This is a genomic window from Arthrobacter sp. B0427-1-12, assembly GCF_059092905.1.
In genome coordinates this window covers 35686-61864 of the sequence record NZ_JBNHIC010000027.1, presented here as the reverse complement: position 1 = coordinate 61864, position 26179 = coordinate 35686, and the positions used below count along the sequence as shown (strand labels likewise).

General features: G+C 66.9%; 25 protein-coding genes. 15 read left to right on the top strand and 10 right to left on the bottom strand.

The window, feature by feature from the left end:
- Positions 1–215 precede the first annotated feature (215 nt).
- Positions 216–1397 carry a glycosyltransferase family 4 protein gene (locus AC5RWU_RS15880; RefSeq protein ID WP_494030316.1) on the top strand — a complete coding sequence of 394 codons (1182 nt, stop codon included), beginning with the start codon at positions 216–218 and terminating at the stop codon, positions 1395–1397.
- On the opposite strand, the gene AC5RWU_RS15875 is transcribed toward AC5RWU_RS15880, so the two are convergent.
- The 3 genes from AC5RWU_RS15875 to tnpA form a co-directional block, all read right to left on the bottom strand.
- Complete coding sequence (locus tag AC5RWU_RS15875; RefSeq protein ID WP_494030317.1) at positions 1358–1846, bottom strand: hypothetical protein; 489 nt, start codon at positions 1844–1846, stop codon at positions 1358–1360. The two genes, AC5RWU_RS15880 and AC5RWU_RS15875, sit on opposite strands and share 40 nt — an antisense overlap.
- Positions 1847–1897: 51 nt before the next feature.
- Complete coding sequence (locus AC5RWU_RS15870; protein WP_494030318.1) at positions 1898–3139, bottom strand: hypothetical protein; 1242 nt, start codon at positions 3137–3139, stop codon at positions 1898–1900.
- Between the two features lie 61 nt (positions 3140–3200).
- Entirely contained in the window at positions 3201–3641 is a 441-nt protein-coding gene (gene tnpA / locus AC5RWU_RS15865; protein ID WP_494030319.1) for an IS200/IS605 family transposase, read from the bottom strand.
- Positions 3642–3694: 53 nt separating this feature from the next.
- On the opposite strand from tnpA, the gene AC5RWU_RS15860 reads away from it, so the two are divergent.
- From AC5RWU_RS15860 to AC5RWU_RS15850, 3 genes are all read left to right on the top strand, one after another.
- Entirely contained in the window at positions 3695–5272 is a 1578-nt protein-coding gene (locus AC5RWU_RS15860) for an RNA-guided endonuclease InsQ/TnpB family protein (protein WP_494030320.1), read from the top strand.
- 33 nt (positions 5273–5305) lie between these two features.
- On the top strand, positions 5306–6247 hold the full coding sequence (locus AC5RWU_RS15855; protein ID WP_494030321.1) for an aldo/keto reductase: 942 nt from the start codon (positions 5306–5308) through the stop codon (positions 6245–6247).
- A 126-nt stretch (positions 6248–6373) separates the two neighbouring features.
- Positions 6374–6808, top strand: a complete 435-nt coding sequence (locus AC5RWU_RS15850) for a hypothetical protein (protein WP_494030322.1) — start codon at positions 6374–6376, stop codon at positions 6806–6808.
- Positions 6809–6834: 26 nt separating this feature from the next.
- Here AC5RWU_RS15850 and AC5RWU_RS15845 read toward each other — a convergent pair whose 3' ends face one another.
- Both AC5RWU_RS15845 and AC5RWU_RS15840 read right to left on the bottom strand, forming a co-directional pair.
- Positions 6835–7887, bottom strand: coding sequence for an LLM class flavin-dependent oxidoreductase (locus AC5RWU_RS15845; protein WP_494030323.1), 1053 nt, complete (start codon positions 7885–7887; stop codon positions 6835–6837).
- Positions 7888–7909: 22 nt separating this feature from the next.
- Positions 7910–8533 (bottom strand): FMN reductase, encoded by a 624-nt coding sequence (locus tag AC5RWU_RS15840; protein WP_494030324.1) that lies wholly within the window; start codon positions 8531–8533, stop codon positions 7910–7912.
- A gap of 135 nt (positions 8534–8668) precedes the next feature.
- On the opposite strand from AC5RWU_RS15840, the gene AC5RWU_RS15835 reads away from it, so the two are divergent.
- Positions 8669–9487, top strand: coding sequence for an MSMEG_6728 family protein (locus AC5RWU_RS15835; protein WP_494030325.1), 819 nt, complete (start codon positions 8669–8671; stop codon positions 9485–9487).
- A 5-nt stretch (positions 9488–9492) separates the two neighbouring features.
- Here AC5RWU_RS15835 and AC5RWU_RS15830 read toward each other — a convergent pair whose 3' ends face one another.
- On the bottom strand, positions 9493–11220 hold the full coding sequence (locus AC5RWU_RS15830; protein ID WP_494030326.1) for a long-chain-fatty-acid--CoA ligase: 1728 nt from the start codon (positions 11218–11220) through the stop codon (positions 9493–9495).
- A gap of 123 nt (positions 11221–11343) precedes the next feature.
- On the opposite strand from AC5RWU_RS15830, the gene AC5RWU_RS15825 reads away from it, so the two are divergent.
- Both AC5RWU_RS15825 and AC5RWU_RS15820 read left to right on the top strand, forming a co-directional pair.
- Positions 11344–11790 (top strand): pyridoxamine 5'-phosphate oxidase family protein, encoded by a 447-nt coding sequence (locus tag AC5RWU_RS15825; protein ID WP_494030327.1) that lies wholly within the window; start codon positions 11344–11346, stop codon positions 11788–11790.
- A gap of 18 nt (positions 11791–11808) precedes the next feature.
- Positions 11809–13446: a stealth conserved region 3 domain-containing protein gene (locus tag AC5RWU_RS15820; protein ID WP_494030328.1), complete on the top strand. Its 1638-nt coding sequence runs from the start codon at positions 11809–11811 to the stop codon at positions 13444–13446.
- Between the two features lie 47 nt (positions 13447–13493).
- On the opposite strand, the gene AC5RWU_RS15815 is transcribed toward AC5RWU_RS15820, so the two are convergent.
- Positions 13494–14036 carry a hypothetical protein gene (locus tag AC5RWU_RS15815; protein WP_494030329.1) on the bottom strand — a complete coding sequence of 181 codons (543 nt, stop codon included), beginning with the start codon at positions 14034–14036 and terminating at the stop codon, positions 13494–13496.
- 219 nt (positions 14037–14255) lie between these two features.
- On the opposite strand from AC5RWU_RS15815, the gene AC5RWU_RS15810 reads away from it, so the two are divergent.
- The 4 genes from AC5RWU_RS15810 (at position 14256) to AC5RWU_RS15795 (ending at position 20156) form a co-directional block, all read left to right on the top strand.
- Entirely contained in the window at positions 14256–17693 is a 3438-nt protein-coding gene (locus AC5RWU_RS15810) for a DEAD/DEAH box helicase (RefSeq protein WP_494030330.1), read from the top strand.
- 58 nt (positions 17694–17751) lie between these two features.
- Complete coding sequence (locus AC5RWU_RS15805) at positions 17752–18420, top strand: hypothetical protein (RefSeq protein WP_494037063.1); 669 nt, start codon at positions 17752–17754, stop codon at positions 18418–18420.
- Positions 18421–18433: 13 nt separating this feature from the next.
- Positions 18434–19150 carry a PspA/IM30 family protein gene (locus AC5RWU_RS15800; protein WP_494030332.1) on the top strand — a complete coding sequence of 239 codons (717 nt, stop codon included), beginning with the start codon at positions 18434–18436 and terminating at the stop codon, positions 19148–19150.
- Between the two features lie 67 nt (positions 19151–19217).
- A complete protein-coding gene (locus AC5RWU_RS15795) occupies positions 19218–20156 on the top strand; it encodes a pentapeptide repeat-containing protein (RefSeq protein ID WP_494030333.1) in 939 nt (312 codons plus the stop codon).
- Between the two features lie 310 nt (positions 20157–20466).
- Here AC5RWU_RS15795 and AC5RWU_RS15790 read toward each other — a convergent pair whose 3' ends face one another.
- A complete protein-coding gene (locus AC5RWU_RS15790; protein ID WP_494037064.1) occupies positions 20467–20835 on the bottom strand; it encodes a YchJ family protein in 369 nt (122 codons plus the stop codon).
- Between the two features lie 58 nt (positions 20836–20893).
- Here AC5RWU_RS15790 and AC5RWU_RS15785 point away from each other — a divergent pair, with 58 nt between their 5' ends.
- The 3 genes from AC5RWU_RS15785 (at position 20894) to AC5RWU_RS15775 (ending at position 23021) form a co-directional block, all read left to right on the top strand.
- Entirely contained in the window at positions 20894–21931 is a 1038-nt protein-coding gene (locus tag AC5RWU_RS15785; RefSeq protein ID WP_494037062.1) for a helix-turn-helix domain-containing protein, read from the top strand.
- A gap of 166 nt (positions 21932–22097) precedes the next feature.
- A complete protein-coding gene (locus AC5RWU_RS15780; RefSeq protein ID WP_494030336.1) occupies positions 22098–22685 on the top strand; it encodes a hypothetical protein in 588 nt (195 codons plus the stop codon).
- A gap of 84 nt (positions 22686–22769) precedes the next feature.
- Positions 22770–23021, top strand: coding sequence for a pyridoxamine 5'-phosphate oxidase family protein (locus AC5RWU_RS15775; RefSeq protein WP_494030337.1), 252 nt, complete (start codon positions 22770–22772; stop codon positions 23019–23021).
- Positions 23022–23093: 72 nt separating this feature from the next.
- Here AC5RWU_RS15775 and AC5RWU_RS15770 read toward each other — a convergent pair whose 3' ends face one another.
- Together AC5RWU_RS15770 and AC5RWU_RS15765 are read right to left on the bottom strand one after the other, a co-directional pair.
- Positions 23094–23369, bottom strand: a complete 276-nt coding sequence (locus tag AC5RWU_RS15770; protein ID WP_494002641.1) for a hypothetical protein — start codon at positions 23367–23369, stop codon at positions 23094–23096.
- A gap of 112 nt (positions 23370–23481) precedes the next feature.
- The gene (locus AC5RWU_RS15765) at positions 23482–25134 is read right to left on the bottom strand and encodes a catalase (protein ID WP_494030338.1); all 1653 of its coding nucleotides are present in this window, start codon (positions 25132–25134) and stop codon (positions 23482–23484) included.
- A gap of 218 nt (positions 25135–25352) precedes the next feature.
- Here AC5RWU_RS15765 and AC5RWU_RS15760 point away from each other — a divergent pair, with 218 nt between their 5' ends.
- Positions 25353–26129, top strand: a complete 777-nt coding sequence (locus AC5RWU_RS15760) for a VOC family protein (RefSeq protein ID WP_494030339.1) — start codon at positions 25353–25355, stop codon at positions 26127–26129.
- Positions 26130–26179 lie beyond the last annotated feature (50 nt).

Sequence of the window (26179 nt, the reverse complement as noted above, 5' to 3'; positions counted from 1 at the left end):
TGCATAAGACCAGTCTTAACCACTGAGCGGACGAGTCCAGCAGGCGCGCCTTAAACTCCCCAAGTTACAGAAGCAATTTGTTCAGCGGCCTCCTAGGCCAAGCGCCGCAATGAAGGCTGGACCGCTCCTGGGGGCGGCCCAGCCTTCACTGCATGTTCACCCGTTCGCCACCTCAAGCTCGGACCGATTCCAGTTGCGCCTGTCACATTGTCAGGGTGAGGATTGCACTGGTTGCCGAATCGTTCCTGCCCCACATGAATGGCGTCACCCATTCGCTGCTCAAGGTTCTCGCGCATCTTCGCCAGCGCGGGGACGACGTACTGGTGATCGCCCCGTCCAGTTCCTGGCTCGATGACGAGGCCCCGGCCGAGGTCGAGGGCTATCCCGTCCACCGCCTGCCGTCCTTCCCACTCTCCGGCTACCCCAATGTGCGCGTGGCCGCCGGAACCGTGGGCCGGGTCCGCCGGATCCTCGCGGATTTCAAGCCGGACGTGGTGCACATCGCCTCGCCGTTCGTGCTGGGCTGGCGGGCCGTGCAGGCCGCGGCGCACCTGGGCATCCCCAGTGTGGCGATCTACCAGACGGAAATCCCCGCGTACGCCGCCCGCTACGGCATGCCCCTGCTGGAGCGCGTGCTCTGGCAGCAGGTGGTCAACATCCACGACGCGGCGACGCTGACGCTGGCGCCGTCCAGCTTCGCCGTCAACCAACTCCATGGCAACGGCATCCAGCGGGTCCACATGTGGCGCCGCGGCGTGGACACCTCCCGGTTCCATCCGGCCAAGCGCGACGACGGCTGGCGGGCTTCCGTGGCCGGGCCCGGCGAGCGCATCATCGGCTTCGTCGGCCGGCTGGCGGCGGAGAAGCAGGTGGAGGACCTGGCGGTGCTGACGGATCTTCCCGGCACCAGGCTGGTGATCGTGGGGTCGGGGCCGCTGAAGGAGTCCCTGCGACAGAAGCTGCCGACCGCCCATTTTGCCGGCTTCCAGGGCGGCGAGGACCTGGCCCGCATCATGGCCAGCTTCGACCTCTTTGTCCATCCGGGCGAATCGGAGACGTTCTGCCAGACAATCCAGGAGGCGATGGCCTCCGGTGTTCCCGTCGTCGCCACCGGCCGCGGCGGCCCGCTGGATTTGGTCGATCAGTCGCGCACCGGCTGGCTGTATACCCCCGGCGACCTGCAGCAACTGCGCCGCCATGTCCTGGACCTGCTCGGCGACGACGTCAAGCGCCGGGCCTTCGGCGAGGCGGCGTACCGGATGGTCCAGGGGCGGACCTGGCCGGTGCTGTGCGAACAGCTCATGGACTATTACGACCTGGCCATCCGGGTCAAGCGCCGGCACCTGTTCGCGACGGCCTACAGCACGCTGGCACTGCGGCGGGATTTGCTGGGCTGACGCGCAGCGGCGGCGCGGCCGGACGCCCGGCCTCCGGACGCCCGGTCTCCGGGGACATCGATATCCACACCCCGGATGCTGCGTACGGCTTCGGCTGCCAGCACGGTGGACGCCAGGTAGACCAGCGTCGCGGCGATCACGCCGGCTCCGGCCCACCTGGTTTGCGCCGTCAGCCAATCCTCCAGGATCCGCAGCCCGATCAGCGCGGCGTAACACAGCAGCCAGGTTCCGGCCACCGCCTCGAGGACGGCGGGAAAGGCGTTGCACCGTCCCGCGAACGCCCGCCAGCATGCAGCCGCCAGCAGCGCGCCGGCCAGGACCGTGACACCGATGTCCGGCAGGCCGTTGGCGGCCGTCAGCGCACTCAGTGCAGTCATGGCGCCGGCTGCGGCAAGGACCAGCAGGGCGAGCAGGAGCAGGGCGAAGCGGGACGAACGGGTGCGGAACATGCCTTTATGGTGCCGCACCCTCCTGACAGTTCCCGGAAAATTGGCTGGGCGTCAGCGGTCCGTGCTCCGCAGCCGCCGGACCTCCGCTTCGATGTCCACCAGCTCCGGCGCGAGCTCGTCCAGCAGCTCCTCAATGGCCGAAGCCGGCAGCCCATTGCGGGCTCCCGCCCACGGCACCCAGGCCTTCACGAAGCCGGGGATGGCGCGCTGCTGTTCCACAGGGAACTCCGTGCGATCCGGCAGGAAGCCAAAGACGAACTCCAGGATCTTGCCAGTGCTCACGCGCAGCGGCCGTTCGTCGTCGAATGCGAAGCCGTAGGCCAGCAGCAGCTGCGCCAGCTGCTGCTGCAGGGCGGCGGGTTCGACGCCGGTCTCCCGCACAAATTCCGCCGCCAGCCGGTCCGCCCGGACGGCCTGCTCATCCCACTGCTTGCGCAGCTGCGCCTCGGACGGCTGCGGGCCTTCCGCAGGTCCGAAGTCCGCCTGCTCCGCGGAGAGCGGAATCACTGCCAGATGGGCGTAGGCCGCCGCCCGCAGGTCGCCGTATTCCTCATAGATGCCTTCCGCTTCGCCAAGGTCCGACGCAGCCATCGCGGATTCGGCCACGCGCCGCGCCTCGGCCAGGCTGATCTCGCTCAGCGTCCAGTGCGGGTCTCCGGCTGCCCGTGCCTCGGCGCGCTCCAGCGCGGGGTCCATGCTGTCCTGGAAGTCCAGGGTCACGGCGAAACCGCCCAGGTAGTTCGTATCGATGTCCACGGTCATTGCGTACGTCCGGCCGCCGAAAAGGGGCTCGTCGTCCACGAAAATGTCCGCTCCCGGCAGGAACTCGAAGATGAGGATAATGAAGTCCCCGTAGATGTCCACCAGCTTCCACGCACGGGTGGCCTTCAGCCCGGCGAGCGGCTCCACCCACGCGGGCCGGGTCTGCGCCTGGTCGCCCAGCCGCCGAAGGCCGTTCAGCGCCAGGGACCGCAGTTCCGGTTCCCGGGCTACCGCGGCCAGGGCCCGCAGCATCGCCTGCGCGGCGGGAGTGGATTTCTTCGCCGCGGTGGCCACGAAATCCCGGAACAGCACCGGAATCGGCTCCGGCAACTCCGGATCCACCCGGGCCAGCACGTCGTAAAGCACGGACGCGCTGACCAGCGGTGCCAGCGGCGAGGAATCGCCGAAGCTGTTCGTGAAGGCCGGCTCCATGTGGCGGTAGATCCGGCCCAGTTCATCCGCCGGGGCCTGCTGGCGGGAGGCCTTGCCTGAGGTCTTCTTCGGGGAGCGCTTGCGGCTCTTCGGACTCATGCTGCGATTTTAGCGTTCGCGCCGAGAAACCCCCGTCCGTAAGGGCGGGGATGAGAGGCGATCAGCTCGCTCTCGGTCTGCCGCGCTTCCTGTTCGGCGACTGTTGGCTCCGGATGTACTCCCGGACCGTTTCAAGGGGAGCCCCGCCGCAGGACACCACCGCGTAGGACGGGGACCAGAAATGCTCTCCCCACAGTGCCCGGTCCACCTCGCTCCATCCCTGTGCGCGGACCCGCATCGAGGAGATCGTCTTCAGGCTCATCACCAGCTTGGACAGGGCCACCTTCGGCGGGTAGGTCACCAGCAGATGCGCATGATCCTGATCGGTCTCAAACTCATCCAGGGTTGCCTCATAACGGCCGCAGACCTCGGCAAACGTCTCCCGCAGGAGGCCGCAGACCCGCTCCGACATCACCTTCCGCCGGTATTTCGGGCTCAGGACGATATGGGCGTGCAATTTATAGACCACATGGCGGCCGTTGCGCCAATCCTCATTCACCACAATGAAATATTATCGCTAGAAAATCCAGACCACATTCTGTAGGCTCCGTTGTTATGAGACGTTCCGACCCGGAAGCCGACTGGCGCACCGTCATCGTGCCCGTCCGGCTGGAGGGCGCCCAGTACCGTCTTGCGCACGAGGCCTGCCATAAAGCCGCGTTGATCTGGAACGGTCTGGTGACCTTTCTCCGGGCTCACTGGGATGAGAACCATGCCGACCCCGATTACAGGCAGTTGCGTGACGCGTATGCGGGGTTCGATCCCGGCATTCTCGACATCCATTCACAGTCGAAGCAGGCCATCGTCGACGACCTGCTTGACGCGGTTGCGACCTACCGCACCAACCGGGACAACGGCAACCGGGACGCGAAAGCTCCGTGGAAGGAAAAGAACTACCGTCCGCTGACGTTCACCGCCCGCAGCGGCTGGTCCGTCACCAAGGACGGCAGGCTGGCCCTGTCCCTCGGGCGCGGCAAACCGCGCCTGATCCTGCCGTTGTCGGTCATCGCCGACCAGAGCACCGGCGAGGTCATTCCGCCCGAACACTGGGGCGAGGCCCGGCTGTGCTGGGACATCAACGCCCGCCGCTTCACCTTCAACGTTGCGGTGCGGCAGTACACGCCCAAACCGGTACTGAACCCCCTGAATGTCATGGCCTCGGATCCGGGGATCATCCACCCGCACGCCTTCGGCGGCTACGTGGAGCCGAAAGTGATCGAGGTGACCGTCATCAACGGGCTCCGGGGCCGGAGCATCAAGCACCGGCGGAACAAGGCCGTCTCGGAACTGGACACCCTCATGGCCCGCTGCACCAAAGGCTCGCGCCGCTGGACGAAGCTGAACAGGGCCAAGAAGAAGGTCTGCGCCACGGCCGATGCCCAGCTTTTTGACTTCAACCACAAGGTCAGCCGGGTGGTCGCCAACAAGATGATCGAGCACGACGCCGGAACGCTCTTCATCGGCGACGTGCGCGGCATCGAGAAAAAGACCCGAGCCAAGAGGAGGAACAACAAAGACCAGCGTCGGCGGCTCCCGCAGTGGGACCGTGGACAACAGGAGGACTACATCCGGCACAAAACCGGTGTGGAGCCGACTCACATGAACGAGGCGCTCTCCTCCCAGACATGCCTTGCGTGTTCGGCACGCAATAAGCCTTCGGGCCGAAAATACCGGTGCAGAAGCTGCGGCTTCACCTGCCACCGAGACGTCGCGGGATTCGTGAACATCCTGCACAAGGGGCTGTTCGGCGCCTACACGACGCTTAATCCGGATACCGAAATCCGGGTCATATATTGCCGACCGGTGAAGGTCTACCAGCCCACAAGGAAAACTCATGGGGCGGCAGACGTTCAACCACGGCATATTGCTTCGAACCGAGCCACGGGCGGTTCCGCCGCCTGCGTTGCTGTTCCAACGGCCCACTCTCCGCAGTCACCGCACGACCGTCCCGGTCGCCGCGCTGGCAGCGCAGAAACGCACCCAGCGGTTTGCGGCGCCGCAGTGGAACAGAAGCCCCGTCCGCAAGGGCGGGGAGGTTCACATGAATGCATTCGCTCCGGAGCCTGTCGGTGGCCAGCCGGTGCCGCCGTCGTAAGCAAAATCGCGTTTTGTCCGTACCGCACCGTAGGCTGAACCCGTCTGAGACCACAACGCAGAAGGACAACTATGCGCACCATCGGCACCTCTGATCTGAAGATTTACCCGCTTGCCCTGGGCGGCAACACGTTCGGCTGGACCTCGGACCGGGCCGCCTCCGAAGCCGTGCTGGACGGCTTCGCCGCCGCGGGCGGCAACTTCATCGACACCGCCGATGGCTACTCGGCCTGGGTTCCCGGCAACGAGGGCGGCGAGTCGGAGACAATCATCGGCGACTGGATGAAGAGCCGCAGCAACCGCGACGAGCTGGTCATCGCCACCAAGGTCGCTTCCCACCCCAAGTTCCCCGGGCTGTCCGCCAGCAACATCATGGACGCGGCCGACTGCTCGCTGGACCGGCTGCAGACGGACCGGATCGACCTCTACTACGCCCATCTCGACGACCCGGAAACCCCGCTGCTGGAGACGGTCGCCGCCTTCGACCAGCTGGTGCAGGCCGGCAAGGTCCGGTACGTGGGCCTGTCCAACTACGAGCCGGCCCGCATCGCCGAATGGATCCGCATCGCCCAGGACAACGGCTTCGCCCTGCCGGTGGCCCTGCAGCCGCACTACAACCTGGTGCACCGGACCAAGTTCGAGCAGGAGTATGCCCCGCTGGCCGTCGACAATGAGCTGGCGGTCTTCCCCTACTCCTCCCTGGCCAGCGGCTTCCTCACGGGCAAGTACCGCTCCGCCGCCGACGCCGAGGGGCGCACCCGCGGCAGCCGCGTCGCCGACTACCTGACGGAGGAGGGCATTGGCGTCGTCTCCGCCCTGGAGGAGGTTGCCACCGCGCGCAGTGCCTCGATGACGACGACGGCGCTCGCCTGGCTGCTGGCCAAGCCCGCCATTACTGCCCCGCTGGCATCGGCCAGCAAGCCCGAGCAGCTGGCGGACCTGTTCGCCGCGGCCGAACTGCAGCTGACGGCGGCGGAAGTGGCCGCGCTGGACGAGGCCTCGAAGACGTTCTGAGCGCAGGACATCCTGCGGAACCTCTAGCCTAATCCGGGGCGGCTCAATAGGCTCGAAAGAAGCCGGCGGCCCGCCACGGGCCGCCCGGCTGTTTGTCCTTTGTTCCTTCCAGCACAGGAGATACCCATGGGCCTCAAACTCAGCCACCTACCGCTGCGCCTGGTGACCGGTGCCTTCATCCTCAATTCGGGCCTGGGCAAGCGTCACCTGGACCGGGACAGCGCCGCGGGCCTGCAAGCGATGGCCGTCAATGCCTACCCGCAGGTCAGGGATATGGAACCGGAGAAGTTCGGCAAGCTGCTTTGCGCGGCTGAGATCGCCTTGGGCACGGCCCTGCTGCTGCCCTTCATCCCCAGCCGGCTTGTGGGCCTGGGACTGGCCGGGTTCTCCAGCTCCCTGGTGCGGATGTACCTGAAGACTCCGGGCATGACGCAGCCGGACGGCTTCCGCCCCACCGAACAGGGCATTGCCCTGGCCAAGGATGTCTGGATGCTCGGCATTGCGGCCAGCCTGGTCCTGGACCGGAAGAAGTCCTGCCGGCACCAGGCCGCCACGCCGTAGCGGCCCGGCCCCGGCCTCCCGGCAGGTCAGCCGGCGAGCTGCTCGCGGACCAGAGGAGCAACCTTGGTGCCGTAGAGCTCGATGCTGTCCATCAGCTGTTCATGCGGCAGGGTGCCGAGGCTGTACTTGAGGTCGAAGCGGGACAGGCCCAGGCCTTTGGCGACCTTCACGATCTTGGTGGCCACCGTTTCCGGCGAACCGACGAACAGGGCGCCGTCGGGCCCGGCCTGCGCCTCGAACTCCCCGCGTGTCATCCGCGGCCAGCCGCGTTCCCGGCCGATCCGCTCCTGCATTTCCACGTAGTGCGGCCACATTTCGTCCTTGGCCTGCTGGTCGGTGGCGGCGATGTAGCCCGGTGAGTGGGCGCCGATGGGCAGCGGTTCCTTGCCGAATTCCTTCAGCGCCCGGTGGTAAAGCTCCGTGAACGGGGCGAACTGCAGCGGGGCACCGCCGATGATGGCCAGCATCAGGGGCAGGCCGTAGTGCGCGGCGCGGATGACCGACTGTGGACTGCCGCCGACGGCGACCCAGGTCGGCAGGGCGCCGGATTCCGTGGGCGGATAGATCTGCTGGTCGTGCAGCGAAGCGCGGGTATGCCCGGTCCAGGACACCGGCTGCTCCTTGCGGAGTTCGGAGAAGAGGTGGAGCTTTTCCTCGAAGAGTTCCTCGTACTGTTCCAGGCCGAAGCCGAACAGCGGGAAGGACTCGGTGAAGGAGCCGCGTCCCAGGATGACTTCGGCACGGCCGTTGGACACCGCGTCCAGGGTGGCGAAGCGCTGGAAGACACGCACCGGGTCATCCGAGCTCAGGACGGTGACCGCCGAGCCAAGGCGGATGTTCCGGGTCTGCCCGGCGATGGCTGCCAGCACCATGTCCGGTGCGGAGATCGCGAAGTCCTCGCGGTGGTGCTCGCCGATGCCGAAGAAATCCAGTCCTACCTGGTCGGCAAGGACGGCTTCCGCGACCACATTGCGGATGACCGTGGGCTGCGGCACCGGCTTTCCGTCGGCGTCAAACGTCACGTCGCCGAAGGTATCCAGGCCCAGCTGGAGCGTGCCGGGTTCAAGGGTGTTGGCCATGGTGAGCCCTTTCGGTTGTTGGTCAGTTGGTGGAAATCTGGGCGAGCAGCTGTTCGAACGGCAGGGACTCCAGCGGCGGCGCCCCCTTGTCGGCCCGCACCTCCCGGAGCATACCCGCCAGCTCGCCGGCGGCACGGTTCACGCGGGAATCCAGCTGGCCGCCGATGCCCTCGGCGCCGCCCCAGTCCTCCGGCGCGGCGAAGACGGCCGTGGGCGTGACGCGGGCACGCAGGTAGTTGAACATCGGCCGCATTGAGTATTCAAGGACCAGCGAGTGCCGGGCGCTGCCGCCGGTGGCGCCCATGAGCACGGGCAGGCCATCGAGCGCCTTGTTGTCGACGACATCGAAGAAGGACTTCCACAGCCCGCTGAAGGAGGACGTAAAGACGGGGCTGACCGCGATCAGGCCGTCCGCCTGCACGACCGCGTCGATGGCCTCGGCCAGCTTGGGCGCGGCGTAGCCGGTGACGAAGTTGTTGGCGATATCCACGGCGAGGTCGCGCAGTTCAATCACCCTGACGTCGGCGGCCAGGCCCTGCGCGCCGAGCTTTGCGGCAGTGGCCGCCGCCAGCTGGTCGGCCAGCATACGGCTGGAGGACGGATTGCCCAGTCCGCCCGACACGACGACGATCTTCCGTTCGGCCATGATGCTCCTCCTCATTAATATGCGTTTGCATCTACCTTCCCAACGGCACGGTGCCGCAAGTTATTCCGGCGCCCGGTCCGGCGCTTCCCGGATGTGGGCAACGGCACAGCCGGAAGGCATGCAACCCTTGTAGGCATGCAGACTTTCCTGCCGTACTCGGATTTTGTCCGAAGTGCCGACGTGCTGGACCGGGTCCGGCTGGGCAAGCAGCGGGTGGAGACCCTGCAGCTGCTGCGCGCGCTGGTGATTCCGGACTATGGCTGGCAGCGGCATCCCGCTACGCGGATGTGGATGGGGCACATTCCGGCTTTGGTCCGCTATGGACTGGCAATGGCGGACGAGTGGGTCCGCCGCGGCGGAACGGACACCACCCGGACGCAGATCCTCGAATTCGCGCCCGGCGCGGATGAGGCCGGCCGGCTGCCACTGCCGCCGTGGCTCGGGGATCCGGCCTTCCACCTGGCGCACCGGTCGAGCCTGCTGCGGAAGGATCCGGAGTTCTACGGTCCGCTGTTTCCGGGTGTTCCGGACGACCTGCCCTACCTCTGGCCGGAACCCGAACGCGAACTGCTGCCCGCGGAGCCGGCGGGTGAGCGGCTCTGGATCGCCCGCACCGGACGGCTCCCTTCCGAACCGCAGCCGGCCGGACCGGCGTCGTGCGTCTTCCTGGCCGCTGCCTCGCCGGCGGGGCGTTCCGGCGGCAAGTGGGGGCGGCAGGTGCGCGCCTTCCAGGAGGAGATGCACGACGGCGACTTGGTCGCCTTCCCGGCCGACGCGGGCAGCCGCTTCGTCCTGGCACGGGTTGCCGGACCGGTCCGGCAGGTCGACGGCGGCTGGCAGCGGCACGTGGAAGTCACGGGAATGCTCGTCCGCCGCGAGTTCGACCGCCCGGCCCTGCTGCAGGATCCGCGCACGCTGTTCCGTGTTCCGCTGCCGCCTGCCTTATCCGGATGAATCAGTCAGGACCCGGACAGCCCGTCGCGCAGCAGCGCCTCGCGCACATGCCGGCGCAGCACCTTGCCGATCAGCGACTTGGGCAGCTCCTCGATCCGGACCACGCGCCGGGGTACCTTGTATGCCGCCAAGTGCTTGCGGCAGTAGCTGCGGATCTCCCGTTCGCTGAACCGCCGGTGCGGTTTCATGACGACCGCTGCCACCACGTCCTCGCCCCCGCCTGCCCCGGGAAGCCCGACGACGGCGGCATCGGCGATCGGGCCGAAATCCTTCAGCGCGTCTTCCACTTCCGACGGAGCCACGTTGAAGCCTCCGGTAATGATGAGTTCCTTGAGCCTGTCCACGATCGACACGAAGTGATCCTGATCGACCTGGACGATGTCGCCGGTACGGAACCAGCCGCCGGGCAGCAGCGCCGCCCGGGTCTCCTCCGGGCGCTTCCAGTAGCCCTGGAACACCTGCGGTCCGCGGACCAGCAACTCGCCGGGCTCGCCCCGGGCGACCTCCCGCTCCGGATCATCGGGGTCGACCACGCGGATGTCCGTGCCCGGGAAGGGGATGCCGACGGTGCCCGCCCTCCGCGTGGGGCCGATCGGATTGCCGAGCGCTACCGGCGAGGTCTCCGTCAGTCCGTAGCCCTCCACAAGCAGCCCGCCGGTGGTTTCCTCCCATAATTCGACGGTCGACGCCGGCAGGTTCATGGCACCGGAAATGGCGTAGCGGATGCTGGAGAGGTCGACGTGCTTTTTCCGTGCAGCCTGCGCCAGCCGTTCATAAATGGGCGGAACGGCCGGCAGGAAGGTCGGCGGGTTCTTCCGGGCCGCGGCCAGCACCAGTTGCACGTCGAACTTGGGCAGCAGGACCAGGCGCGCGCCGATGCTCATGGCAAAGGTCAGGCACAGCGTGAGGCCGTAGGCGTGGAACATCGGCAGAACTCCGTAAACGACTTCCTCGCCCTCCCGGATCCCGGGAATCCAGGCCCTCCCCTGCGCCGCGTTGGTACGCAGATTGGCATGGGTGAGCATGGCGCCCTTGGGGCTGCCGGTGGTGCCACTGGTGTACTGGAGCACGGCCAGGTCCCCGGCGGCGGGCCGCGGATGCTTGCGCTTCAGCGAACCGTGGGAGAGAAGTTCCTTCCAGTCGAGGGTGTTCCCGGCCTTGGCGGAGCTCTTCGACTCCGCGGCCGTCACGGTCAGGGCGGAGCGCGCCTTGCGGGCAGTGGGCAGCGGCAGCCGCAGGGCCAGCCGCTTGGTCCGAGGCATGGCGCGCGTGATGTCTACGGAAACGATGGCCGCCTGGGCGATGTCCGCAGGGAACTGCCGGACCCGCTCGGCAAGCTTGTCCCAGACGATGGCTACCTTGGCGCCGTGGTCTTCAAACTGGTGGCGCAACTCCCGGTCCGTATACAGCGGGTTATGTTCGACGGCGATGGCACCGAGCCGCAGGACGGCGTAGAACGCCACGATGTGCTGCGGGCAGTTCGGCAGCAACAGGGCCACCCGGTCGCCGGCCTGTACGCCGGCGCGGCGCAGTCCTTCAGCCGCCCGCCCGATGAGCTCGCCGAGCTCGCGGTAGGTGGTGACGGCACCGAAGAACTCGAGCGCCGCCTGGGACCCGAACCTGCGGACGGAGCCCTCCATCATGTCGGTCAATGATTCTGCGGGCGGGTCGAATTCGGCCGGCACCCCGGGGGCATAGTTGACGGTCCAGGGCCGGCTGGCAGCAGTGGTCATAGGTCCTTCTTCCTCCAGTTGATCGGCCCCTGGTGCCAGGGAAACACCTCCCACGCTAGCGCGAATGCACTGTACAGCACGGTCCCGGTAGCCAGACAGCACAGGCGGTGGCACAGTATTGGCATGGAAAACCAAAATCTTCCGGCCATCCCGGACACCGGCCATCCGACCGTCGTCCTCAGCGAGGACGAGTGCTGGGACCTGCTGATGGGCACCACCCTCGGCCGGCTGGGCCTGAGCGTCCACGACCAGCCCGAGGTCTATCCGGTGAATTTCCTGGCGCACGACCGGCGCATCCTGCTGCGGACCGTGGAAGGGACCAAGCTGGCCGAACTGACCGTGAACAACAAGGTGGCGCTGGAAACGGACCGGCGCTCCGCGCACTCGGTCTGGAGCGTCATGGTCAAGGGGAAGGCCAGGATCCTGGAGACCGAGGATGAGGTCGCCGCAGCCAGGCGCCTGCCGCTGCGGACGTGGACCGCAGCCGTGAAGACGGTCTTCGTGGAGATCACGCCAACGGAGGTTACGGGCCGGCGCATCGCCCTGGGGCCGGAGCCCGACGATCTGTAGCCGGCGGCCCCTTTATCATTGAGGCAGCAACCATTCAACTATTTCCCTAGGGAGTCCACCATTACCGATACCGTCCAGCAAGATGTTTACTTTGTCGCCCCGGAGGACCATGACCAGGACGCCAACCTGGTCCAGGTTGCCTCCGCGGCCGCCGGTGCGCGCCTGGGTGACCGGACCGACGTCGTACGCGTCAAGAAGCGCTACGCGCTGGTCAACACGGACCGCACCCCGCACCAGGCCATGATCGAGGATCTGCTGTTCATCCGCGGTGCGCTGGACACCGCCGGGGTGGATTACCTGCTGGTCCGCGGCAATGATGAGCGGCCGGTGATCGCGGTCGATTGGAAGGACCGGCACCTGCTGCGCTCCGCACTGGTGACGGCCTGCCGGGATGAGCCGTTCTATTCCAAGCCGGTGGATGTCAAGAAGGACAAGGCACTGCTGGTGGCGGACGGCGTACTGTCCCTGTCCAAGAAGGCCCGGATCCTCAGGCTGTTCCGGCCCCGCGTCGAGCCGGCCGGGGGGCTGACCTACGGTGCCAACATCGGCGTGCAGATCGAGCTGTGGAACCTGGACAAGGATCCGATCACGCTGCCGATCGAAAATTCGCTGACCCGCCGGACCCTGCCCGCGGCGGAAGCCGTGCGCGGCACGGTGGAGCGGTACGGCCTGCAGTGGCCCACGATCGAGAACATGTTCGCGGACCACGCAGCGGACATCGATTTCGAGATCGACATGATCTTCTCCTGGGTCGATGGCAACGACCCGGAGTACAAGCGCATCCGCGCCTCCCGGCAGCAGGGCGTCATCCTCGGCGAAGGGGACGAATCCGACGCGCGGTACCGTCAGATCGACGAGCTCAAGTACGCGCTGCGCTCCGTCTATATGTACGCGCCCTGGGTGCGGCGGATCTTCATTGCCACCGATTCCCCGCAGCCGGCCTGGCTGGCGGACCACCCCGCCGTCACGATCATGCGCAGCGAACAGTTCTTCAAGGACCCGTCGGTGCTGCCCACCCACAATTCGCAGGCGGTCGAGAGCCAACTGCAGCACATCCCGGGCCTGTCCGAGTACTTCCTCTACTCGAACGACGACATGTTCTTTGGCCGCCCGGTCAACCCGCGGATGTTCTTCTCCCCCGGCGGCGTCACCAAATTCATCGAGGCCACGACCCGGATCGGCCTGGGCGAGAACGACCTGCAGCGCAGCGGTTTCGAGAATGCCGCCCGCGTGAACCGGAAGCTGCTCAAGGACCGGTTCGGCCGGATCACCACGCGCCATCTGGAGCACGCCGCTGCACCGCTGCGCAAGAGCATCCTGCTGGAAATGGAAAGGGAGTTCGCGGAGGAGTTCGCCGCCACCGCCGCCAGCCGCTTCCGGGCCAAGGACAACATTTCCGTGACCAACTCGCTGTACCACTACTACGCCATGTTGACCGGCCGGGCGGTGAGCCAGGAGCACGCCAAGGTGCAGTACGTGGACACCACGCTGCGCTCCGGGCTCAAGCTGCTCAAGCCGCTGCTGGCCAAGCGCAACATGGATTTCTTCTGCCTCAATGACGGCAGCTTCCCCGAGGTCTCCGCCGAGGAGCGCCAGGAGCGCGTGACGGACTTCTTGGAGAAGTACTTCCCGATCAAGGCACCCTGGGAGAAGTAGTTTCCGGGTCCTGGAGAGTACGACGGCGGGCCGGTGGTGCTGCGCGCTCAGGCGGCGGCAGCGGCGGCGTCGTACTTGCGCACCATGCGGATCACGGTGGCGCCACCGATTGCGTGCAGCTGGATCCGGTAGTCGCGCTTTTTGGTCAGTGGCAGCTCCTTGCTGGAGAGCAGGATGAAGTAGCTCGCCAGGCGCTGGGCCAGCGGCTCGCCGGCCAGGTAGTTCTTCGAAACCGAGTCGAAGAGATCCAGTGCCTTCAGCTGCGCGATGCTGGTGGCATGCCGGGCGTCGAGCTTCCTGGCCACGTGGTTCATGATGTCCGTGGAGAACAGGAAGACCAGGGTGATGGCGAGCGCCGGGAGTTCGGGCAGCAGGCCGGTGAGCAGCAGCGCAGCCGTGGCCAGCAGTGCCACGATGCTGGCGGCCCGGACCAGCACCGCAATGCGTCGCATGCGGCGGCGGGCCGATTCGGCCTTGGCCAGAAGTGCGTGGTCATGTTCAAGCCCGGCGATTTGCTCCGGTGTGAGACCGATTTCGTGCAGCACCGCGCTGCCGTCCGGAAGAAGAACCGCCTGCTGTCCGTATGTCATGTATCCATCCCCAACGTCTTGCATCCTGCGTGCGGGGACCTGAGCCCCCGAAGGAGAACTGCGCCTCCATTCCGAAAAGGTTACATGCCACAGGCAAGTATTTGATAACCGGGCCGTGTCGTCGCCACGGCGCGTCATCTCCCTGGACCGGATCCGCACATCAGATCCCCCGGCTGCCCGAAGCTGAGAACTGTCAGACGCACGTGAGAGCATGATTTCATGCCCGGAACCAGCCTCCCGCACGTGGATATCGATGACATCATCGGCCGCGTGGGTACCGCTGCGTTCCAGCGGGGCCAGGCGTATGCCAAGGCCGGGGCGGTGAAGGAAGTCGACTGGGATGCGGGCGAGCTGCTGCTGACAGGCCGCGTCCAGGGCAACGATCCGCTGCCGTACCACTGCCGGATCCGGCTCACGCCGAAGAAGGACGGCGGCTACCGCACGCTGGAAAGCATCTGCACCTGCCCGGTGAGCTATGACTGCAAGCACGTCGCCGCGTCCCTGCTGCACAGCAACAGCCTGCGGCTGCTGGCCAATGCTTCGTTCCGGCTGCCGTCCGCAGCCACCGCGCAGCCGGCCTGGGAGCAGACCCTGGCGGACCTGCTGGATCCGGAAGGTTCGGCGGGCCTGGCCGGCTCCGACGGCACCGCCGGTTCCGGTGCCGCCGTTGGACGCCGCCGGGCGGCTCCGCCGGTCCGTACCGTTCCGCTGGGCCTGCAGTTCGAGCTTCGGGAACGGGAGCCGGTCCCGCGCCACCACTGGGGTCCGCCGGGTTACCGGACCGCCCGCCCGGCTGGCCGGGGTCCAGCGGGCGGTGGCCCTGCCGGCGGCGGGCCGGGGACCGTCGAGCGGCCCGACTACCGCCTCGGCGTCCGCCCGGTCCACCTCAACAGCAAGGGCAACTGGGTCAAGGGCAATCTGGCCTGGAACACCATCACCTACCAGACGGCCGGGCTGAAGGTGGACCGGGAACAGCACCGCTGGTTCTGCCAGTTCGCGCCGCTGCACCGGGCCACCGGCCAGATGTATTTCGGCCAGGACAATTCGTGGCTCTACCTGGACGACTTCTCCAGCCCGCTGCTGTGGAACCTGATCACCGAGGCCGCCCGGCTGGGAATCGCGTTCGTTGGCACCAAGAAGGATGCCGCCGTCGTCATCGGCACCCAGGCGGCGGTGAGTCTCGACGCCACCGCTGCGGATTCCGGCTCCGGCGGGAACGGACTGCGGTTGGTGCCGGAGGTGCGGTTTGACGGCCTGCCCTGCCCGCCCGGGTCGGTGGGAGTCATCGGCGACCACGGCATCTATGCGTGGGAGCACGCGCCGCACCTGTTCATCCGGCTGGCGCCCACCGTGCGGCGGCTCACGGAGCAGGAGCGCCTGCTGCTGGCCCGGTCCGCGCCGCTGGACGTCCCGCCGCCGGACGTGGACCGGTTCATGGACCGTTTCTGCCCGCTGCTGCGCCGGACAGTGGAACTGACCAGTTCGGACGGCTCCGTCGCCTTCCCCGAGCCGGCGGCCCCCATCCTGGTGCTGACCCTGACCACCAAACCCAAGCACACGCTGCAGCTGGACTGGGAGTGGGAGTACCGCCGCGCGGACACGGTCACGCGCCAGTCACTGGAACCGGATGACGCCGCCTTTCGGGACACCGAGGCGGAGCGAGCGCTGCTGGCTGCGGCCTGCCGGGCGCAGGACCTGGCAGAGCTCTCCCCCAGGCGTTCGGTGTCCGGCATGGACGCGGTGGACTTCAGCCAGCAGGCGCTGCCGCAGCTGGAGAAACTGGACGGGGTGCGCGTTGACATCATCGGCGAGCGGCCCGACTACCGGGAACTCACCGAGGCACCGCAGCTCACTGTCAGCACGGTGGACACGGACGACGCCGACTGGTTCGATCTGGGTGTCAATGTCACCGTCGAGGGCCGCAAGATCCCCTTCGACCACATCTTCCGCGCCCTGTCGAAGGGCCAGACGAAACTCCTGCTGGTGGACCGGACCTACCTGTCCCTGGACCGGCCGGAGTTCGAGCAGCTGCGCCGGCTGATCGACGAGGCCCATGCCCTCCAGGAATGGGAGACCGGGCTGCGCATCAGCCGCTACCAGGCCGGTCTGTGGGCCGAGCTGGAGGAACTGGCCGGCGAAACCGAGCAGGCCAAGGCCTGGCGCGACTCCGTCACCGGCCTGCTGCAGCTTTCCGCGGTGGAACCGGTGCCCCTGCCGGCCGGCCTGAACGCGGCGCTGCGACCCTACCAGGTGGACGGCTTCAACTGGCTGGCGTTCCTGTGGCGCCACCAGCTGGGCGGCGTGCTGGCCGACGACATGGGCCTCGGCAAGACCCTGCAGACCCTCGCCCTGCTGTGCCACCGCAAGGAAACCGCGCCGGAGGATCCCCGGACGCACAAGCCCTTCCTGGTCGTGGCGCCCACCTCGGTGGTGCCGAACTGGATCTCCGAATGCCGGAAGTTCGCCCCGGGCCTGGCGATCGCGGGCATCGCCGATACCCAGGCGCGCGCTGCGAAGAACTGCCAGCCGGGCGCAGGGCTGGCCGAAGCCGCGGCGGGGGCCGACGTCGTCGTCACCTCCTACACCCTGTTCCGGCTGGATTTCGAGGCCTACCAGCAGCAGGAGTGGGCCGGCCTGGTCCTGGACGAGGCACAGTTCGTGAAGAACCGGGCCACCCGGGTGAACCAGTGCGCCCGGAACCTGAAGGCCCCGTTCAAGCTGGCCATCACCGGCACGCCGATGGAGAACAACCTGATGGAGCTGTGGTCCATCCTCTCCATCGTCGCACCGGGACTCTTCGCCTCCTCCGCCAGATTCGCCGAGCAGTACCAGCGGCCGATCGAGCGCGGCGGGGACACGGCGCTGCTGGCGCAATTGCGGCGCCGGATCCGGCCCCTGATGCTGCGGCGCACCAAGGAGGCCGTCGCCGCGGACCTGCCGGCCAAGCAGGAGCAGGTGCTTGAAGTGGAGCTGGGCCCCAGGCACCGGAAAATCTATGAGACGCACCTGCAGCGCGAGCGGCAGAAGATCCTGGGCCTGATTGAGGACCTGGACCGGAACCGCTTCATCGTCTTCCGCTCGCTCACACTGCTGCGCCTGCTCAGCCTGGATGCCTCGCTGGTCGATGAGAAGTACGCGTCCGTGCCGTCCCCCAAGCTCGACGCGCTGTTCGAACAGCTGGCGGATGTGGTCGCCGAAGGGCACCGCGCACTGATCTTCAGCCAGTTCACCGGCTTCCTCAAGAAGGCCGCCGAGCGCCTCGAGGCCCAGGGCACCGCCTACTGCTACCTGGACGGCTCCACCCGCCACCGCGGCAAGGTGATCGACGAATTCAAGAACGGCGCGGCGCCGGTCTTCCTGATCAGCCTGAAGGCCGGCGGGTTCGGCCTCAACCTGACGGAGGCGGACTACTGCTTCCTGCTGGATCCCTGGTGGAATCCGGCCACCGAGGCCCAGGCCGTGGACCGCGCGCACCGGATCGGCCAGACCCGGAACGTGATGGTCTACCGCATGGTCTCGCAGGGCACCATCGAGGAGAAGGTCATGGCGCTGAAGGACCGCAAGGCCAGGCTGTTCAACTCGGTAATGGACGACGACGCGATGTTCAGTTCCGCCTTGACGGCAAAGGATATCCGCGGACTGCTGGAGGACGGATGAGCGGCAGGGAACCTTCAGCCGCTGCCCATCCGTTAGTTGGAAAGAAGGAGAGGATCCGATGCAAACTGTAGCCATGGCCAATCTGGAATCCGACGCCGTTGCCGCGGCTGACTTCGTTACCGCCACCGTGTCCCAACTGCTGCTCATCGGGGCGGGTATCGGTCTGGCCATGATGCTGACCGGCGTCCTGGCTACTTGGTTCCTCGTCCGCCGGGTCCGGCGTTCCCGCAGGATCCGGCGCAAGGCGCAGCGGGTGGGAATCACCGCCCGCTCCTATGTCTCGGACAGCGCCGGCCGCCGGATCGCAGCCATGCGCCTGGACCTGCGCCGACACGCCGAAGCGACCGAACGCTCGCTGGCCGCGGCCCGGGCCCAGGGCCGTCCGGTCGGTGACCTGCCGCTGGTCGCCGCCCAGCTGGAGACTTCCGGGCAGCTGATCGATGACCAGCTCAGCCTCGCCGAACGGGAGCCGGACCGGCAGCTGAAAGGCAGCATGGCTGCCATGCTGCAAGGCCAGGTCAAGCGGATCGCCCGTGCCTCCGCCGAACTCAGGCAGGCCCTGCTGCACTCCGGCCGGGCGGTAGGGGATGCCGGGATGCAGCAGATCAGCGACAGCCTGTCCATGGAGATCGACGCGCTGCAGGCCTGGACCGGTTCCTACAGTGCGCTCTCCCCCGGGACGCCTCACCACGGGACGCCGTCCCGCGGCGCACGCGGACGCTTCTAGTTCGGACCGCCGCTTGTCCATCCGCCGCCGCGTCACCCGTATCTTCCAGGTCCGCCGGAACGCGCGTTCGCAGCCGGCGGATCCGCTGCAGGCTGTGGAGGAGGCCTACGCGCACCAGCTTCAGCTCCTGGACCAGGCGCGCCGGGGTGCGGCCGACATCGCCGCCCACCGCAGGCGCCTGGAAATACACCTCCGCAGGACCTCCGCCGAGGAAGCGGAACTCGAAGCGCAGGCCGAACGGGAGGTTGAAGCAGGACGGGACGATGTGGCCCGCGCCCTGCTCCTGCGCCAGGCCGCCGCGCGCCGCCGTCGTGCCGCCCTGTCCGGCCAGCATCAGGCCCTGACGGAGCGCGAACTCGCTCTGGACGATGCGGTCTTCGAGCTCCACTCGCGGATTTTTGACTATCGGCTGCGGGTGCAGGAGCTGAAGGCGAACCACAGCGCCGCCCAGGCGGAACTCGGGATGCAGGAAGCCAGGCGCGGAATCGGTCGGGGCGAAGCCGAAGCCGCGCTGCGGCAGGCCGCAACGGAGATCCGGCAGCTGGAGGCCAAGGCCGCCGGACTGCGGGAACTTGCCGATGGTTCGCTTGGCCCCGGGCGGGACGAGATCGAGGAGGCCTTCGACCAGCTCGAGGCCGCAGCGCAGGCCGAGCGCAGGCTGGACGCCATCAAGGCCCGCCTGCGGCTGGCGCCGCCGGAGAAGCCCGGGACAGGATCCTGGGAAGCCTGATATTCGGGACGATCTGGACGCGGACAAAGAACGACGACGGCACCTGAGTGCCGTCGTCGAGCTTTCCTTGGGTTTCCTAGAGGAGCGGAGGCAGTGGCAGGAGCCCTGGCAGCAGACCAGGAGCGGGCTCTTCCGGAGCAGGCTCACCAGGTACAGGTGCCGGAGCAGGTGCAGGTGCCGGCAGGAGCCCCGGCAGCAGCCCGGGCAGGAGACCCGGAGGAGCAGGCTCGCCTGGTGCCGGAGGTGCGGGCAGGAGTCCCGGCAGGAGACCTGGCAGGAGACCCGGAGCAGGCGCAGGTGCCGGCGGCTCACCCGGTGCGGGCTCGCCCGGTGCAGGCTCGCCAGGTGCAGGCTCACCCGGTGCAGGCTCACCAGGTGCAGGCTCACCCGGTGCAGGCTCACCCGGTGCAGGCTCACCCGGTGCAGGCTCACCCGGTGCAGGCTCACCCGGTGCAGGCTCACCCGGTGCGGGCTCACCCGGTGCGGGCTCACCCGGTGCAGGCTCACCCGGTGCAGGCTCTTCCGCTGGCGGCATGCCCAAGAGGGAGTTCAGCAGCGCTGCGACTCCGGGTCCTCCGGGATCGAGAAGTCCGGCGACGGAGCACAGCAGGTTGCCCAGCAGGTTGCCTTCTCCAGGAACAGCAGTGACGAGCAGATCGACCTCTTGCAGATCGACCACGAGCCCCAGCAAATCCAGATGGAGCGGCTGCAGGTTCAGGTGGAGGATCTGGCAGGCAGCCTCCGCGGCGGCTCCCGCGACCGGGGTGGTTACTGTCTCGCTGACCTGCGTAACAGTGCCGCCGATGGTGGTAAAGGTTCCCGTCAACAGGCCTGTTGCCTCAAGCTCGCCAGTCTCCTCGTTGAACGCGAATTCCGTAGGGGCGAAATTGCCGACGAAGGTTCCGACGCCTTCGATCGTCTCATTGATCGGACCGGCCACGGCGACCAGGTCCTCGAGCAGTTGGTTGGGGGCCACGGTTTGCGTCGGAGGTGCGACGGATGCTGATGCCGGCAATGAAGCACCGGTCAATACGGCTGCCGAGAGGGCTATCCCCGCAAGCGGAGCCATCATTCGAATGCGCATTTTCTGATTTCCTTCCGTTTCGGTGCCCGGCGCTGGGACGGAAGGCCGTTCGACGCCCGCCTAGTCTGAGCGGGAGTTGACGGTTGGATGGAGCTGTTTCGCGCCCCTGGACTCGAGGCGGTTACCGAAAGAAGCCGCATCCGACCCAACTATCGACGGCGTACGGGCTATATTCCGTAATGATATTAGTCAGCATGCTTATGGTCAACGATTCAGTCCGAGATCAGCACAGTCACCGCGCATCCAGGTAGACCCATCGCCCGTCCTCGCGGGTGAACCTGCTGACTTCGTGCTGCTCGTGGACGGAACCCTTGTAGCGGAAGAACGCCCGGAACTCGACGGTTCCCTCCACATCGAGCATCCCGCCGCGGCTCACCCGGAGAATATCCAGCCGCATCCACCGCTGCTCGGGGTCGAGCTCGATGGCCGCCGGGCGCGTCCGGGAGTGCCAGGTCGCCATCAGGTACGCCGTATCGCCCACCGCGAACGCCGAGTAGCGGGACCGCATCAGGTACTCCGCCGAAGGCGCCGCCGCCTCCCCGGAATGGAACCGGCCGCAGCAATTGCCGTAGCTTTCGCCGCTCAGGCACGGGCAGCGCATCAAAGGATCGGGGGCAGGCGCAGCAGAGGAATTCATCCCACCATTATCGGTGCCGGCCGTGGCTATCAGCGGTACACTCGACACCACCATGAACGAACAGCAGCGCCGGGCGGAGCCGTCGGCGCCGGCTGGCGGAGGGCCGCATGGCCTCAAGCCCTTGCGGTTTTCGACGTCGGGAATCGCCAAGACCAACCGCGTCCCGTTGTGGGAGTACCACAATGCCAGGGCACTGATTTCGCTGGACATCCGGACCCTGGACGAGGCCCCGCTGGAGGCCTGCGAACTCAATTTGAACTATCCTGCGCTCCGGTTCGCCCACGTCAAGGGCAGCGCCCAGATCGTCGAGCGCTCCCAGAGCTACATCCGGGACCATCCAACCGACGTCGTCGCCGTCTTCTTCGCTCTGGAAGGCGACGCGTTCTTCCATCATCCGGGCGGCCATGAGTTCCTCGGCCCGGGACAAGCGATCATGTACGACGCCGATCTGCCGTTCATGCGTGGCTTCTGCAGCGGCCTGCAGGAACTGGTGCTGACCCTCCCGCGTTCCTACTACCTGCAGCTCAGCGGCGGCAAACCGCTGCGCAAGCCGGTGGTGTTCGACTTCAACCGCGGCGCTTCGATCAACCACCATGCCCTGGCCCTGGCGAAGCTCGTCAGCGCCACCCTGCGCAGCCCCGAGGCGGATCCGGACCAGGTGGAGCAGACCGCACTGGAGCTGCTGCGGCTGCTGATCACCGGCGGCTCGGAAGCCGGCGGCGGCTACCTTGCCGCCGCCAAGGCGTACATCGACCTGCACCTGCGCGATCCCGACCTGTCCGCGCCCGAGGTGGCGGCCGCCGTCGGAATCAGCGAACGCCACCTCGCCCGGATCTTCGCCGAAGCCGGCCTGGCGCCCAGCCGCTTCATCCTCGACGAGCGCCTCAACCTGGCCCGCGACACCCTCACGGATCCGGCAGCGGCCACCACGCCGATCGGGCAGCTGGCGGCCGAGTTCGGCTTTGCCTCGCAGACCTACTTCACCCGCGCCTTCAAGTGCCGCTTCGGCATCACTCCGCTGCAGCTGCGCAAGGACGCCGCCGCCGGCCAGCTCCTGTAACGGGCTTCCCCGCGAAACCTCACTTTTGGTTGGAACTGGGCCCCAAATCCGCAGAAAGTGAGGTTTCGCGGCTCATTGGCAGCTCAGGGGGCTTGTCGGAATAACCCGGGCCCATCCGCAGGTTACTTCAAGGGACAACTTTTTTGAACGACGACGAAGGACCACCATGCCGGACGCCACGAACACCCTGACCCTCGCCGGACTGCAGGCCGAGCACGACGCCCAGGAGCACAGCCACGCCGTCACGGCTCCCGGCATGAACCACATCCACAACCACGCCACCGACGACGTGGTCTGGTACCCCACCTGGCAGAAGGCCCGCGAAACAACCGACTGGGAAACCGCTTTCACCGCGCACCGGGAGCAGCTGACGGCCGGCGAGGCCACGGCCGTGCAGCTCCTGGACCGGCGCACTGCCGCCGCCGTCGATGAGGCTTCGCGGGCGGGGAATGTCAATGAATTCCTCAGGGACAACCTGGCACGGATCCTGACGGACATCTGGGCCCTGGGCGACGCCTATGCGCAGCAGGAAACCGGCTCGCTGGCCGACGGCGGCACATCCGGACTGTTCGCCAGCTACGCCTTCGACGTCTACGGCCAGGACGGCTCCCGGTTCGGCGCCGACCTGTGGAACACCCTGGTCGCCGCGCGGAAGAACCGGATCGCCGAGGAAGAGGCCGCCCGCAAGGCGCTCAAGCCGATGTCGAAGAAGGCCCGGAAGGTTGCCGAGCGCAAGGCGGCCGGCAAGCGCTGACCCGCTACCCCGCAGACCGCGGACATATCTCATTGGATAAGAAGCCCTCTGACGTGGCCGGGACCGGGTTGGAAGACTTCCGGTATGACCACTGGTGAGAACCCGATTGTCGAGCTATCGGCCCAGGAATCCTGGAAGCCGCTCGAGAACGGCCAGCATGGCCGGATCGCCCTCAGCATCGCCAACGAGCCGGACATCTACCCGATCAACTTCGTGGCGCGGAACGGCTTCCTGACCATGCGCACCAACCCCGGCACGAAGCTGGCGGAACTGACCATCAACACCAAGGTGACCGGCCGACGCTTCATCTTCGGGCGCGATCCGGACCGCTACTGACCGGCACCGGCATACAGGAGGACGACGGCGGCACCTGAGGTTTCGCCGTCGTCCTCCTGTTGCTATGGCCGGCTAGGGGGTGCCGCCGGCATGGTCCCGCTGCAGGCTTCCCTGAACTTCCTCCGGTGGGACGAAGTGGCAGGAGCCGGAATGCTTGTGCGGCAGGGTGCAGACCCGGCCGGTCGGCACGTGGATCCGCGCGCATGCTCCCTGTTTTGCCACGGATTCCTCGACCGAGAGGTTGTGGAAATCGGGCCTGGCTTCGGCTGCGCGGGCCATATCGTCCGCGCCGGCACCACCGCCCGGGACGGGGCTGTTGCCGGCGGGGTGGGTTTCTGGAAAGTCCATGGTGGACTGCCGATCTCCCCTCATAGGAGGGGTAGTAGGAGCAACCTAATGGCGTCGTTAAGGCTAGCGAGGGCCGGTTTGTTCGGCAAGGCGCGCCGACCGGAGACGCGGCCTATCGCTGCACCACCACCCGCTCGTTCGGCACGCAGTGCGTCATCTTCAGGCCTTCGACATTCCGCGGTCCGTTGTTGCCCAGGTTCTTGACTCGCTCCAGTTCCGCCTCGGAGAGCGTCTGCGTGGCCAGCGGCCCCAGGTCCTTGACGTCGTCGGCGGAGATGCCCAGTCCGTCGCCGACGCGCTTGCCCAGCTCGTCATCGGCCATGAAGAAGTGCCAGACCATGCGTTCCTGCACCCGGCGGTCGGCCTGGCCGATCAGCGTGGTGAAGTTGAGCACCAGGTCGTCCTTCTCCCAGTCCTCCATCAGCTGGAAGCGCTGCCCGGCCTGCAGGTAGTCGTTGGTCCGCGGGATCCGGGCCCGGGTCAGCCGGCCCGTCAGCTCCGGACCTTCGATGTCCTCCGTGGCGTACTGCGCCTCCCTCAGTCCGCCGGTGATGGACGGTTCGTAGTTGACGTGCGGGTTCTGGCCTTCGCCCTGGTCCACCATGTAGGACATCTGCCCGCCGCGCTGGTTGGTAGCCACCGGAGCCTTCGGCGAGTTCACCGGCAGCTGCAGGTAGTTCGGGCCCACCCGGTAGCGCTGGGTATCGCTGTAGCTGAAGGTGCGGCCCACCAGCATCTTGTCATCGGAGAAGTCCAGCCCGTCCACCAGCACTCCGGTGCCGAAAGCGATCTGTTCATTCTCATTGTGGTGGTCGATCACATTGCGGTTCAGCGTCATGGTGCCCACCAGTTTGGGCGGGAAGTCGTTCTCCGGCCAGACCTTGGTGTCGTCCAGCGGATCCCAATCCAGCTCGGGGTGCTCGTCGTCGCTCATCATCTGCACGTACAGGTCCCACTGCGGGTAGTCGCCGCGCTCGATCGCCTCGAAGAGGTCCTTGGACGCGTGGCCGGTGTCCATGGCCTGGATATTGGCCGCGTCCTCTTCGGTCAGGCTCTTGACCCCCTGCTTCGGAATCCAGTGGTACTTCACCAGCACGGTCTCCCCGGCCTGGTTGCACCACTTATAGGTGTTTACACCGAAGCCCTGCTGGTGCCGGTAGTCCGCCGGGATGCCACGCGGGCTGAACAGGTTCACCAGCATATGCAGGGATTCGGGGGTCTGGGACATGAAGTCGAAGATCCGCGCGGGGTCCTGGCGGAAGGTGACGGGGTCCGGCTTAAGCGAGTGGATCACGTCCGGGAACTTGATCGCATCCCGAATGAAGAAGACGGCCAGGTTGTTGCCCACCAGGTCCCAGTTGCCCTCCTCGGTGTAGAACTTGATGGCGAAGCCGCGGGGGTCACGGGCGGCCTCGGAGGAGTCGTGTCCGCCGATCACGGTGGAGAAGCGGACGGCGACGTCGGTCTTCTTCCCGGCCTCCTGGAACAGCCTGGCCCGGGTGTACTTGCTGACCGGCTCATCGCCCCACTTGCCGGTGGCCTCGAATTCGCCGTAGGACACGAAGCCGCGGGCATGGACCACGCGCTCCGGGATGCGTTCGCGGTCGAAGTGGCTGATCTTCTCCAGGAACTGGTAGTTCTCCAGGGTGGCCGGACCACGGGGTCCCACCGTCCGCTGGTTCTGGTTGTCGTAGACGGGATGCCCCTGACGGTTGGTCAGGATGGCACGGTCGTCACCTTCCGCATAGGACGGATTTTCATTCATGACGCTTCCTTCCCTGGATTTCTCTGACGATTTTTCAGGCGTCAATGCAGTCGATTGCAGTCACAGGGTTGCCGAGGCAGCTCTATCCTCGAGTCCACCACCGACGCTCAAGCAGGTCAAGGGTTGGTAACGGACCCCTTGTCCGGCCGCTGTGCCGGTACTAGGGTCGCAGTGGAGGATGTCTGCCCTCCCGCTCTTGCAGAACCCAAGGAGACGCTATGTCCACGCCCGATTTTTCCCTGCCCGGAACTCCCTGCTGGATCGACCTCAACTCCTCCAACCCCGCCAAATCCGCCGATTTCTACGGCCAGCTGCTGGGCTGGACCGCCACGGACATGGGCGAAGAATTCGGCCACTACTTCATCTTTTCCAGGAACGGCCAGGCCATCGGCGGCATGATGCAGAACAGCCCCGAAACCGGTGCCCCCGATGCCTGGACCACCTACCTGTCCACCCCCGATGCCCAGGCCACCGCAGAGGCCGCCGAGGCGGCCGGCGCACAGATCTTCATGAAGCCCATGCAGGTTGCGGACCAGGGCACCATGCTGCTGCTGGCGGATCCTGCCGGCGCGATGCTGGGCGGCTGGCAGCCGGACCGGCGGCAGGGCTTCGACGTGATGGGTGAGGCCGGCGCCCCCTGCTGGCACGAACTGTACGCCCGGGACTATCAGGCCGCCGTGAAGTTCTACCAGGACGTCTTCAAGTGGGACACGCACATCATGAGCGACTCGGATGACTTCCGCTACACCACCCTCGGCGAGGGCGACAACGCCCGGGCAGGCATCATGGACGCCGCCGGCTTCCTCCCGGAGGGCGTCCCGTCCCACTGGGCCGTCTACTTCGGGGTCCAGGATGTGGATGCGGCGCTGGAGCAGGTGGCGTCGCTGGGCGGCCAGATCGTCCGCCCGGCCGAGGACTCCCCCTACGGCCGGCTGGCGGACGTCACGGATTCCACCGGGGCGCCCCTCAAGCTCATCAGCGTCAGCGCGCAGTAGATTCAGGACAAGTACGACGGCGGCCGGCCGCCTTTCCGCGCGAAAGGTGA